Origin of the sequence: Nostoc sp. PCC 9305 (genome assembly GCF_963920915.1) — a bacterium.
In the GTDB taxonomy this organism is placed as follows: domain Bacteria; phylum Cyanobacteriota; class Cyanobacteriia; order Cyanobacteriales; family Nostocaceae; genus Nostoc.
The window spans coordinates 22074-35739 of record NZ_CAWUDN010000046.1; the positions used below are offsets into that span (position 1 = coordinate 22074).

Below are 13666 nucleotides of genomic sequence, written 5' to 3' on the forward strand. Positions count from 1 at the left end.
TCGTAAATTAGGAGAGAATTACTCCCCGAATATTTACGCGCAAATTTGTTAACTAACAAAATCAATACAGGTTTTTTATGGCATCAAGAGTAAGTCTAACACTGACAGTTCCAAAGTTACTTTCTTTCAATGGTAGAACTAATCTCAATAATAGACCCGATCCCAAGCCCGATCCTAGCCCTAATTTTGCTACCGCTGAAGGGGATGCAACTTTTTCTAACTATAGTGAAGGTGCTGCAAGCATTTTAACTTCTACCGAGGCAGATACATTAGTTAAAGGTGGCGTAACTGCTGCAATTGCTGAGGCTAAAGCAAGTTTTGATCCAACTTTTTCATCACTTTTCACTCAATCTGCTGTTGTTGGATTAAGTGGTCAATTTGAAGGTACTTCCAACAGCGAAGCAAAGATACTTGCTAGTTTTGCGGTTGGTCGTAATGAAAGCTTCTCTTTTGATTTTTCAGCAGATTTAAAATTGGCAGCTAAAGAAATTGAAAATCCTGACGTTGAATATAACAAGGCTCAGTCTACAACCACTTTTTTGGTATTAGATACTACAAATCCTAACAGGGCCAGAGTTTTAGATTATTTTGGTATCCAGGGTAAATTAATCTCCTCCGATAAAATCGGGGATCTAACCTTTGGTCGTAGTGGCAATGTCACAATCGACGATCGCGATAAAAGCTCCGATATTAATGGCAACAATGGTAGTGACTTTCTCAATGGTAGTGCTGTTGGGACTTATGAGCGGAATTTTAATCGCAATACCAACCTAACTATAGTCAAAATTAATACTACTTCTGTTGAATTGGCAGGAGATACTTTAATCGGCAACCTGGGTAGAGATGTTATCTATGGCACGATTCGGAAGGATAATCTGACGGGAACCAACGGTGCGGACAAACTTTATGCCAGCTTGGGGGATGATAAGCTATCTGGAAAAAAAGGTAATGATGACCTCGACGCCGGTCAAGGTAATGATTCGCTAGATGGTGGCGATGGCAATGATACACTTTATGGCGGTAAAGGCAATGATACACTCTATGGTGGTAGTGGTAATGATGTCTTAGTTGGTGGCGAAGGTAATGACACATTTACTTTCAAACGTAGCGATACCTTCCTTAAAAAAGACTTTGATGTCATTCAAGATTTCCAGGTTGGTGTTGATAAGCTTGTATTAGATGGCTGGGGAAGTCAAGGGAAGGTAACAGATACCACCGGTGGCGCTCTTCTCACCTTCAATTCTTTGTCTTTCGGTAATTCTTTGTCTCTTGGTAATTCTTTGTCTCTCGGTAATTCTTTGTCTCTCGGTAATTCTTTGTCTCTCTTGAATAATTCTCCACAAAGCATACTATTTACAAACGTGAGTGCAAGTGATATCAGCTCGGTAATCTAATTTGCTTAAAGCTAATTGCTCGTTTCATTCACTAACAGACTCTGATTTACAAGCATCTCAGTCAAAACAATCGGACGAGTAAAAAATCTGATTGCACAATAAAATGTCGATACCTTTTCTGGGAGAAGTTTTGCCAACAGCAACCCCTATCGTGTACGCACTGAAATTACTTGAGTTAGTAATGTTTGATCGCTAGCTTCAAGCTTATTTCTCGCTCATACTGTTGACAAAATCTCTCCCTTATCTTAGTAAATAGACTTGCTTTATTAACAGGCAAAAATAGGTAAAATATTTTATTGATAGTTATCACTTATGGTCTGAATTTATAGTAATCTATAACAATATAATATCAAATTCAAATATAGTTATAGATACTACATAGTTATGAATAATACAACAATTTCAGAATCTAGAGTTAAATCTCTTATTCAAATTGCGGTGCAAACGCATCAGTCAGGTGACAAGGATGAAGCTGAATCGCTAGATCAAACAGAAGTAACTGAAATCCTCGAACTAGCAGTTCAACAGCAACAAGACAATAGTTTATTGGAGGCGGAACAGCTATATAGTCAAGTTCTGGAAAAACAACCTGATAACCCTGAAGCTTTATATGGTTTAGGAATGTTAGCGCAGCAGATGGGGCAACCTCAAATTGCTGAACAGTGGCTAAGTGCGGCTTCACAAGTTCAACCAGATTCTGTGAAAACTTGGTTCAGTTTAGGAAATTTGTATTTAGTTCAAGAACAGTTTTCCGAAGCAGAGAAAGCTTATCGGCAAGCTTTAGTTTTATTACCTAACTCACTACCAATTTACAACAACTTGGGCTATACTCTACAACAACAAGGATTATTTGAAGAAGCAATTCACTATTATCAAAAAGCTCTAGAGTTAAAGCCAGACTTTATAGAAGCAGAGGCTAATTTGGGCAATGCGTTACACGCTCAAGGTAAGCTCTCCAGCAATCAACAAATGTACTATGCACAATTAAATAATCAATTGGGTGTTGCCCGAAAAAAAGCAGGGGATTTGAAAAATGCTGTTACTTGTCACAAGCAAGCGATCGCACTACAATCAAATTTGTTAGAAGCCCATTATAACTTGGCTTTGGCGCTACAAGAACAAGGGGAATTAGAAGAGGCGATCGCATCCTACCAAAAACTCTTGGAACTTCATCCCAACGATGGAGAAATATACCTCAATTTAGGCAAAATTTACCAACAACTCAACCAATACCAGAAAGCAGTTTTTGCCTATCGACAAGGGTTAAAGCTAATTAATCCCCACTATGCCAAAGCATTAGCAGCTGGTGAGGATGCTGAAATTCCTCAACAAGTACCAGCCACACCCTCAATTCCCCAAGGGGAGGTAATTGTAGGAGAATACAGCTTTCCGACTATTCCGACAGTAGCAAATACAGGTAAGCGTCCTTTCTGGAGTGTGGTGATAACTGTATATAACCGCATAGATTATCTACTCGAATGCCTTGTCAGTGTATTGACTCAATGGCAAGGAGAAGAGCAGATGGAAATCATCGTCATGGACGATGCTAGTACAACGCCAGTATTTGAAGTGGTGAATAGTATTGGACAAGGAATAATCAACTACTATCGCAACCCGCAAAATCTCGGTCTGCCAGGAAATTGGAATGCCGGAGTTGCTCTCACTCGCGGTCATTGGATTCATTTACTGCACGACGATGATTATATTCTCCCAGGTTTTTATTCCCAGCTACAAGAAAGTCTAGAAGGGTGTTCAGATTCTGTAGGAGCCGCTTTTACAGGTTATGAAAATATTAACGAGAAAGGAGAAGTAATTTTCAGCCAACAAGTCTATGGAGAGCAGCGAGGAATTGCCCAAAATTGGCTGCAAATTATTGGAGTTTGTAACTCATTGAATATGCCTGCGGTAGTGATTCGTCGAGAAGCGCACGAACGATTGGGCGTATATCATCCTGAACTGACCTATACAAGCGATTGGGAAGTTTATAAACGCATTGCCTCTGTTTACGATTGGTGGTATGAACCAGAAATTTTAGCTCGTTACCGCCAACACGCTAACAATGTCACCAGCGAACTATTACTCTCTGGGAAACAGATGATATCTATCCGCCGTGCAATTGAAATTTCCAAGAGTTATTTTCCCACTGAATATTCAGCACAAATTACCGCCCAATCCCGGAGTCATTATTTTCTTTATTGTCTAGAATCGGCCATAATTCCCCTACAGGCTGGTAATCTAGCTGGAGTTTGGCAAGGGTTAGAAGAGGCTTTAAAAATAGATCGTAGCCCTGAAGCAGTGGCAAAGTTATTCCGGTGGTTAACACAAGAAGAAGCAGCTCCTCTACGTGATGAAATTGCCTCAAGATTGATCTCACTTCCTTTATATAGTGTTTCCTAAGCAACTGAGGTACACCCAAATCTTTGTGAGCAAGGTTAGTAGCTTTGAAAACGTACCTCACCAGATCGGGAACCGCTATCAAGACTTATTTCGGGAAAAGCAAAAATTTTTTAGTTTTGGACTAACAAACTATGTCAATTGGTCAGATTGAGCATCCTACTATAAATACTTCATCTTTTGAGCCACAAAATCGACAAGATGGTATTAGCGGTCTGATGCGAGTTCGTAATGAAGAGGAATTTTTAGCACCAACGATCGAATCTTGGATTGATTATGTAGATGAATTAGTAATTGTCTTTCATCAGTGTACGGATAAAACTCCCCAAATAATCAAGGCATTTGCACAAAAATATCCTCAAAAAATACGGGCTTTTCATTACTTACCCCACGTCGATTTATTTGGGACAAAAGAACAAGTTGAATTGGATGTAAATAACATTCATTCTTTGGTTTTTTATTCTAACTTTGCTCTCAGTCAGACGCGGTATAAAATTTGCGTTGATATTGACAGCCGTCACGTGGGTATTCCTGAACATTTACAAAATATTTATCATTATTTGAAGCAAAATCATCTGCAAAATACAGCCTTATTTTTTTCAGGAGTAAATTTATATCAACGTCCAGACGATCCAAACTACTACACAAATTTAAAATCTCCTGCTTCTGGCAATGGAGATTTAGCATATTGGACAGTTTCGCAGCAAAATATTTTCGATAAAAATGCAAAAATTCAATTCTGTGAAGCAATTCAATTTGAAGGACTAACATCTTATTATTTAGGTTTTATTTTCTGGCATACACGTTGGTTAAAGAAGAATGTATTTACGAAGAATGACGACGGAGAATTGGATGGTGAGATTTTAGAAAAACTGAACGATATTGAGATAATAAATAGAGAAAAACAATTAGTTTTGTTATCTCAAAAATTTAAGCAAGAAAATAAAAACTTTCAAAATATTCCTTGCCAAAAGTTTTTATTGTATTTTGATTTTGCTTCTCTACCTGATGTTATAGCTCTAGAATCAAAGCTAGTAGCAATACATAATAACTTGGGTTACACATTGGAACAACAAGGCAAGTTTGATGAAGCAGTTACTTGTTATCAAAAAGCCTTAGAATTTCAGCCCAATTGCACCGAAGCAGAAGTCAACTTAGGCAACGCCCTCAACGCACAAGGTAAACTATCAAAAGCTCAACAAGGGCACTACGCGAATTTGAATCACAAATTGGGACTTTCCTACACAGTCGCAGGGAATTTCAAGAAAGCAATTAATTACTATCGTCAAGCGATCGCTCTTGACCCAAACTTGCCAGAGACATATTATAACTTAGGCAACATTCTACAAGAAGAAGGTCAGTGGTCAGAAGCGATCGCCTCTTATGGTCAAGCCCTAAAACTCAATCCCTTAAACTGGGAAATCTACATCCGTTTGAGTCAGGTTTACCAAGCTCAAAACAAGAGAGCAGAGGCGATTTCTGTGTATCGTCAGGCATTAACTCTATTCAATCCTCACTATGCCAAAACGGTGTCTGCTTACCACAATGCTGCCATCACTCCAGAAATGCTCGTGACTCCCCTCATTCCTCAAGGTGAGGTTACTGTTGGCGACTATCAGTTTCCAGCGATTCCACCTGTAACAGACCCAGAGGAACCTCGACCATTTTGGACTGTGGTGATTCCGGTATATAACCGCACCGATTATCTGCTTGAATGTCTGGCTAGCGTCTTAGTGCAATGGACTGGGGCAGAGCAGATGGAAATTCTGGTAATGGATAATGCCAGTACAACACCGTTGTTCGATCTAGTAAACAGTATTGGGGGAGGAATAATCCGCTACTACCGCAATCAGCAAAATATTGGAGTATTGCCAAATCAAAATGCAGGCATTTCCCTCAGTCGCGGTCAGTGGATTCATATCCTGCATGATGATGATAGTGTGGTTCCAGGTTTTTATGACCGACTCCAGCAAAGTCTCCAAGGGTGTCCAGATTCCGTAGGAGCCGCTTTCGCAAATTTTGAATATTTCAATGAAAAAGGAACAGTAATTGAAAAAGGGGAAGTGATTTCCTGCTTTGGAAAGCATAAAGGTATAGCTCAGAATTTTTGGCAGCAGATTGGTGTAACATGCCCGTTACAGATGCCTGCGGTTGTCATTCGTCGCCTGACTCATGAAAAAATAGGAGGTTATTATCCGAAGTTAGTTTGCACTCCTGAATGGGAACTTTATAAACGCATTACTGCTTCTTCTGATTGGTGGTACGAACCGGAAAGTTTGGCTCGTTACCGTATACATTCTCACAGACAGACAGGTGATGACTTATCATCCGGTATTTTGGCGGCATCCATCCGCCAGTGTATAGAAATTTCAAAGAGTTATCTTCCTGCTGAATATTGCGCAGACATTACAACCCAAGCTCGTAGCTATAACTTCAATTATTGTTTGACACGGGCAGCGATTCCCTTGAACAGTGGTAATGTTATAGGAGCTTTGCGTATGCTCCAAGAAATTCTCAAACTTGACAGCTCCCCGCAAGCAGTAGCAAAGTTATTCGTTTGGTTGACTCAAGATGAAGCCGCTCCCCTACGAGAAGAAATCATTGCTAAGTTCCTACCACTACCTGTAGATAATACCCAAGACAATATTCCTACCGAATTAAAATCCTCACAATTTGCGATCGCACTATAGGATATGAAAATACTTGTAACTGGAACTGAAGGTTATATCGGCTCATTATTAGCTCCTCTGTTGATTCAAGAAGGTCATGAAGTTATTGGTTTAGATACTGGCTTTTATAAAGTAGGTTGGCTATATAACGCCACCAAAGTAACTGCCAAAACCCTCAACAAAGACATCCGCCACATTACAACAGAAGACCTACAAGGTGTGGAAGCAGTAGTTCACATGGCAGAACTCTCTAACGACCCTTTAGGTCAGTTAGCCCCTGATATCACCTACGATATCAACCACAAAGGCTCAGTACATTTAGCGAAACTGGCGAAAGCAGCTGGAATCCAACGCTTTATCTACACTTCATCATGCAGTGTCTATGGTTTTGCCACTGAAGACTACGTTAGCGAAGAGTCTATCATCAATCCCCAAACAGCTTATGCCAAATGCAAAGCACTTGTCGAACAGGATGTAAAACTCCTTGCTGATGATAGCTTTTCTCCCACCTTTCTCCGAAATGCTACAGCCTATGGCGCTTCTGGGAGAATGCGCTTTGATATTGTCTTAAACAATCTAGCCGGTTGGGCATGGACAATTAAAGAAATCAAGATGAACAGCGACGGTACACCTTGGCGTCCTCTAGTGCATCTATTGGATATCTGCAAAGCAATTATCTGTACCTTAGAAGCTCCGCGTGATGTAATTCACAACCAAATTTTCAATGTCGGTGATACAAATAGCAACTATCAAGTCAAACAAATTGCTCAAATAGTTGCAAATGTTTTTACAGATTGTCAATTGAGCTTTGGTAAACACGATCCTGATAACCGCAGCTATCGGGTTTTATTTCATAAAATTAACCAAAATTTACCAGGATTCAAATGTGAATGGGATGCCCAGCGAGGTGCCCAACAACTATATAATGTTTTTCAGCAAATTGATATGGATAGAGTAACATTTGAGTCTAGAGGCTTTACTCGCCTGAAACAACTGGAATATCTCATTCGCACTCAGCAAATCGATCGAGATTTCTTCTGGCAGACTGTTTAAAAATTTCATATTATAATAAGTTATGAATTTACTAAAGCCAACAAATAATCAACTAATAACTGGTAATTGTCTATTCTGTGGAACAGGCTTACACCATACCTTTGTAGATTTAGGTATGTCTCCTCCCTGCGAAAGTTATCGCAGTCTCAAACAACTCAATGAAGTAGAGCCATTTTATCCTCTGCATGTCTATGTTTGTGAGGAGTGCTTGTTAGTTCAACTTCAAGAATACATTAGTCCAGAAAATATTTTTAGCGACTACGCTTATTTTTCTTCCTACTCTGATAGCTGGTTACAACACGCCAAAAAATACGTTAATTTGGTAGTAGAACGTTTCCAATTAAACCAGGAAAGTCAGGTCATAGAAATTGCTAGTAATGATGGCTACTTACTGCAATACTTCGTTGCTAAAAGCATCCCGGCGCTGGGAATAGAGCCAGCAGCAAATGTTGCTGAGGTAGCAATTAAAAAAGGTATTCCTACAATTGTCAAATTTTTTGGACAGGAGACAGCAAAAGAACAGGTTGCTAAGGGCAAACAGGCAGATTTATTACTAGGAAATAATGTTCTTGCTCACACGCCATATCTGAATGATTTTGTCAAAGGAATGAAAATTATCCTCAAACCACATGGTGTAATTACTATGGAATTTCCCCATTTGATGCGGTTAATTGAGGAAAATCAGTTTGATACTATTTACCACGAGCATTTCTCTTATTTTTCCTTTCTTACCGTAGACAAGATTTTTGCTGCTCACGGTTTGACAATTTTTGATGTAGAAGAATTAACTACTCATGGTGGTTCTTTGAGAATTTATGCCCGCCACAGTGAAGACTCTTCTAAACCAGTTACTCAGCAAGTATCAGAACTGAAAAATAGAGAAGAAGCGGCTGGTTTTACGCAATTAGAATACTATTTTTCTTTTGGAGAACAAGTTAAAGAAACTAAACGCAACTTATTAGATTTTTTGATAAAAGTTAAGCGCGAGGGAAAATCGATTGTTGGTTACGGTGCTCCAGGTAAGGGAAATACTCTCTTAAACTATTGCGGTATCCGCACAGATTTTCTTGACTATACAGTAGACCGTAACCCTTATAAACAGGGTCAATTTTTACCAGGAACTCATATTCCGATTTTTCATCCAGACAAAATTGCCGAAACAAAACCTGACTATATACTAATATTACCCTGGAATCTGAAAAATGAAATTATGATACAAATGGCTTACATTCGGGATTGGGGAGGCCAATTTGTTGTACCAATTCCTGAAGTTAATGTCTACTCTTAAGTATTTAGTATTTTCGATCGTCAAAAAATCGTCAAAAAGGGGTAATTGACATGAAAGTAGTTTTATTTTGTGGTGGTTTAGGAGCCAGAATGAGAGAATACTCAGAAAGTATTCCTAAGCCAATGGTGAATATTGGTTATAGACCAATATTATGGCATGTAATGAAATACTATGCTCACTATGGGCACAAAGATTTTATCTTATGTCTTGGTTACAAGTCTGACCTAATTAAAAGCTATTTTTTGAATTACAATGAATGGCTTTCTAATAACTTTACACTTTCTAACGGTAGCCAAATTCAGTTGTTTAATCGAGATATTCAAGATTGGAATATTACATTTGTAGATACAGGGTTAACTGCCAACATTGGTCAAAGATTCAAAGCAGTAGAAAAGTATCTAGAAGGAGAAGAAGTATTTTTAGCTAATTATAGTGATGGTTTGACAGATTTACATTTACCAACGTATATCAATAATTTTTATCAGCGTGACAAAATCGGTAGTTTTTTATGTGTCAGACCAAGCCAAACTTTTCACTTAGTTGACATGCAAGAGGATGGTTTGGTAAAAAATATCCAAGATGTAAAACAATGTGATATTTGGATTAACGGAGGATATTTTATATTTAAAAAAGAGATTTTTAACTATATAAATTATGGTGAAGAACTGGTCATGGAGCCTTTTCAAAGATTGATCGCCAAAGAAGAACTTTTTGCATATAAATATACTGGGTTTTTCGGAGTAATGGATACATTTAAAGAGAAACAACAGTTGGATGATATGTATGCTCAAGGCAAAAGACCTTGGGAAGTTTGGGGAGATGAACAAGTACAAGTCGACCATTTATGATCCAACTTAGTTTGAATAAAACAGAAGAATCTGAGTACAAAATTCTTTGTCTGGGTTCTCATTGCGATGATATCGAGATTGGTTGTGGAGGTACAATCTTAAAGCTGATAGAGACTTACCAAGATGTTGTTATCTATTGGGTTGTCTTTAGTTCCAATGAGCAAAGAGCAGAGGAAGCAACTACAAGTGCTAATCTCTTCCTAAAAGAAATCCCAGTCAAGAAAATTATCATTAAAAATTTTCGAGATGGCTTTCTACCTTTTCAAGGGATAGAGGTGAAGGAATGTTTTGAACAATTGAAGCAAGAATTTTCACCAGATATAATCTTTACTCATCACCGAGACGATCGCCACCAAGATCACCGCTTAATTTCTGAGTTGACTTGGAATACCTTTAGAAACCATTTAATTTTGGAATATGAAATACCCAAATATGATGGTGATTTGGGTATTCCTAATTTCTTTGTCCATTTAAATGAAACACTCTGCCGCCGAAAAATTCAATATATTTTGGATGCGTTTCCTACCCAGAATAACAAGCAGTGGTTTACAGAAGAGACTTTTCGTTCCATTCTCAGAATTCGCGGGATTGAATCAAACTCACCGGGGAAATATGCTGAAGCCTTTTACTGTCGAAAAATATTTTTCTAAAAAATTAGAATTTTAATTTTTTATCAAGTTTGTAACATTTATGATCTTCACTGAAACGAAAATAAAAGAAGCATTTATTGTTGATTTAGAGTTGCATCAAGATATTCGAGGCTTTTTTGCTCGGACTTTTTGTGTTCAAGAATTTCAAAATCGTGGTTTAAAACCTACTATTGCCCAATGCAATTTATCTTTTAACTATAAAAAAGGAACATTGCGGGGTATGCATTATCAAATGCCTCCTTCTCAGGAAACAAAATTAGTGCGTTGTATCAGGGGAGCAATTTATGATGTAATTATCGATTTGCGTCCAGATTCTCCTAGCTATTTATCTCATATTGGTATAGAGTTGACTGCTGAAAATCGCCTTGCTCTTTATATCCCAGATAGGTGCGCTCATGGGTTCCAAACGCTCACTGACGAAACCGAAGTGGCTTATCAAATGGGTGACTTATATGCACCAGAATATGCTACAGGGTATCGCTACGACGATCCAGCCTTTGGTATTGAATGGCCTCTACCTGTGACTGAAATTTCAGAAAAAGATCGGGCTTGGAGTTTATTTGAATCGACAAAAATTGTAACGCCTATGACTTAGGCTTTTAAAAGGATTCTACTTATGGTTGCAGTTGATATCAAAAATTCTTTTAACCTCAAGGATATCAGTCTAGAACTTTACCAACTAATTTCTGATTTATATCCCATTTGCCGTAGTATTACAGGTGATGGTTTTAGAGAAACTTTAAAAATTATTCAGCAGCATATTCCTTTGTCAGTTCATGAAGTGCCAACAGGAACAGAGGTATTTGATTGGACAGTTCCTAATGAGTGGAATATTAAAGATGCCTATATTAAAAACTCTCAAGGTGAAAAGATTGTAGATTTTACTAATTCAAATTTGCACGTTGTTAACTATAGTATTCCCATACATCAAAAAATATCTCTTCAAGAACTTAAATCACATCTATTTACACTTGTTGATTATCCGAATTGGATTCCTTACCGAACTTCATATTACAAGGAAAGTTGGGGTTTTTGCCTGACTCACAATCAGTATTTGCAACTAAATGATGAAGAATATGAAGTATGTATTGATTCTTCTCTACAACCAGGCTATTTGACTTATGGCGAGTATTATATTCCCGGAAACAGTACTGATGAAGTCTTGATTTCTTGCCATGCCTGTCATCCTTCACTGTGTAATGATAATCTTTCGGGAATTGCGATCGCTACTTTTATCGCTAAATATTTAAGTCAAACTACACCAAGATATTCCTATAGATTTCTCTGGATTCCCGGAACCATTGGCTCAATTACATGGTTGGCTCTCAATGATGCTAAAGTCAATAACATTAAACACGGCTTGGTATTAACTTGTTTAGGAGATGCAGGCAACTTTACCTACAAAAAAAGCCGTAGAGGTGACACTGAAATCGATAAAGTTGCTGTTTATGTACTGAAAAACTCAAAACAAGATCACAAAATTATAGATTTTTTCCCCTATGGCTATGATGAGCGACAATATTGCTCGCCAGGATTTAATTTAGCTGTAGGTTGCTTCATGCGATCGCCTCATGGTACTTTTCCTGAATACCATACCTCAGCAGATGATTTAAATTTCGTTCAACCCCAATATCTAGCCGAGTCATTCTTTCAATGTCATTCGATGTTGTATATCCTCAACAATAACGAAATCTACTACAACAAAAATCCCAAATGTGAGCCACAGTTAGGTAAAAGAGGAATATATCGGGCAGTTGGTGGTAACAAAGATAGCGGGCTAAATGAAATGGCAATCCTCTGGGTTTTAAATTTATCCGACGGTCAGCATACTCTATTAGATATTGCAGAAAAGTCGGGAATGTCATTTGATGTGATTAAATCTGCTGCCGATACATTATCAACACATGACTTATTAACAATAAAAACCAACTAAGGAAGTTGCAGTAAGTTTTTCCCCTCTGCCCGTCCACCTCTCGGCATATCATGTCCGCTTGATTGCTTATTAAACCGGAAGAACCCCACCCCCGCAAGCGGCTACGGTGTACACACATCTTTGTATAAAACCAAAATCGTTGAAGATCCCCCTAAATCCCCCTTAAAAAGGGGGACTTTGACTCTAGTTCCCCCTTTTTTAAGGGGGGTTAGGGGGGATCTAAACGGAGAAATATGGGTACTGGGCTTGCAATAAAGGTAGATTCAAACCCTTTCTCTTTCCCCTTTCCCCTTTCCCCTTTCCCCAAAAACCCGAAAAGTATTGGGAGGTGGGTTTAATATGTGTCGCCGCGAATTCTATATTACAGCACTTCCGGCAGCTATGAGGTACATCATCCTCAAAGCTGAAAACTATGCTAGGAGAGGGGCAAGAAGAAAAACTGTATTGCATAATAGCGGTAAGCGCTGTATTATCTTCAACTGTTCTGTGAGAATACTTATTTTGTATTGATATATTTAATATTGGTTTTACATTCTATTTATAATTACTGCCCGGAAAGTAGCTTAACTTTATAATCTATAATATACTTCATATTTTCGCTATTGCTGGTAAAAATATCCTATTTAACTTTATGATTACTTGAACTAAATGTCATTACTTATACCATTGTAAGAGCAGTTTAGATGATTGATATTAGAGAAGTAGTTTAAAAACATACCTTGTCTAGTACATGAATAAAAAATGGGCTGTTAAACGACTTACAATCAATCTCACATCAGGCGAGGCACAGAAGCTTGAACAATACTGCTCAACGACTGGCAGACCAGCAACTGATGTAATTCGGGAGTTAATTCGTTCTCTTTATCCTAAAGATGAAAAAGCCTCTGAAACCTCGTGAATCAGACTGCAAAAAATCAAACAGGATAAGTACATCTTAATTTGTCAGTGAAATATGCTGCTTAACAGTTATCAGCTAACAGTGAATCCCTATAAATAAAGTTAGGGAATTTCAATAAGAATACTCTATTACAAAGTTCAGAGCCGAGGAAATCTTCGCTCTGACTTTTGCTTTGGATATGGTGCAATCATCTTGATACACTTGCATAATTAAAAATATCAAATTAATTGAATAAAAGGTAGAATTCAGCTTCAAGATGTTCTTACTAGCTTGCTTACCCGTAGCGATAGTAAGTCTGCAAGTGTTTTGTAAACTACCAAATTTCAAGTTTTGTGGCTGTCTTTAAGCAGTAATTTATCCATTTTTTCGCGCAGAATACCCTTCTTGTATTTGGCTTTGCTCCTGAACTATTTTGTGACAATTAGTAATATTACTGATCTTTTCGGTAAAAATTTAAGTTAGATATGGTACTTACCACTTATTTACTTATACTTTACAAAGTATTAAGAATTTAATCTCTAATTTATTTGATTACAAAT

At 37.9% G+C, this 13666-nt stretch carries 10 protein-coding genes; all 10 read left to right on the forward strand.

The window, feature by feature from the left end; genetic code table 11:
- Positions 1-77: 77 nt before the first annotated feature.
- The 10 genes from ACM0OX_RS18380 to ACM0OX_RS18425 all read left to right on the forward strand — a co-directional run bounded on the left by ACM0OX_RS18380 (position 78) and on the right by ACM0OX_RS18425 (position 13127).
- Positions 78-1394: a calcium-binding protein gene (locus ACM0OX_RS18380; protein ID WP_414516507.1), complete on the forward strand. Its 1317-nt coding sequence runs from the start codon at positions 78-80 to the stop codon at positions 1392-1394.
- 384 nt (positions 1395-1778) lie between these two features.
- Positions 1779-3791: a tetratricopeptide repeat protein gene (locus tag ACM0OX_RS18385; protein ID WP_414516508.1), complete on the forward strand. Its 2013-nt coding sequence runs from the start codon at positions 1779-1781 to the stop codon at positions 3789-3791.
- 131 nt (positions 3792-3922) lie between these two features.
- Positions 3923-6478: a tetratricopeptide repeat protein gene (locus ACM0OX_RS18390; RefSeq protein ID WP_414516509.1), complete on the forward strand. Its 2556-nt coding sequence runs from the start codon at positions 3923-3925 to the stop codon at positions 6476-6478.
- Positions 6479-6481: 3 nt separating this feature from the next.
- Positions 6482-7510, forward strand: a complete 1029-nt coding sequence (locus tag ACM0OX_RS18395; protein ID WP_414516510.1) for an NAD-dependent epimerase/dehydratase family protein — start codon at positions 6482-6484, stop codon at positions 7508-7510.
- Between the two features lie 22 nt (positions 7511-7532).
- Positions 7533-8798: a methyltransferase domain-containing protein gene (locus ACM0OX_RS18400; RefSeq protein WP_414516511.1), complete on the forward strand. Its 1266-nt coding sequence runs from the start codon at positions 7533-7535 to the stop codon at positions 8796-8798.
- 50 nt (positions 8799-8848) lie between these two features.
- Complete coding sequence (locus tag ACM0OX_RS18405; protein WP_414516512.1) at positions 8849-9646, forward strand: sugar phosphate nucleotidyltransferase; 798 nt, start codon at positions 8849-8851, stop codon at positions 9644-9646.
- Positions 9643-10296, forward strand: a complete 654-nt coding sequence (locus ACM0OX_RS18410) for a PIG-L deacetylase family protein (protein WP_414516513.1) — start codon at positions 9643-9645, stop codon at positions 10294-10296. The genes ACM0OX_RS18405 and ACM0OX_RS18410 overlap by 4 nt, the downstream gene beginning before the upstream one ends.
- Before the next feature lie 40 nt (positions 10297-10336).
- Positions 10337-10891, forward strand: a complete 555-nt coding sequence (gene rfbC / locus ACM0OX_RS18415; RefSeq protein WP_414516514.1) for a dTDP-4-dehydrorhamnose 3,5-epimerase — start codon at positions 10337-10339, stop codon at positions 10889-10891.
- Positions 10892-10912: 21 nt separating this feature from the next.
- Positions 10913-12229, forward strand: a complete 1317-nt coding sequence (locus ACM0OX_RS18420) for a DUF4910 domain-containing protein (protein WP_414516515.1) — start codon at positions 10913-10915, stop codon at positions 12227-12229.
- A gap of 730 nt (positions 12230-12959) precedes the next feature.
- On the forward strand, positions 12960-13127 hold the full coding sequence (locus ACM0OX_RS18425) for a CopG family transcriptional regulator (RefSeq protein ID WP_094348841.1): 168 nt from the start codon (positions 12960-12962) through the stop codon (positions 13125-13127).
- Positions 13128-13666: the final 539 nt, after the last annotated feature.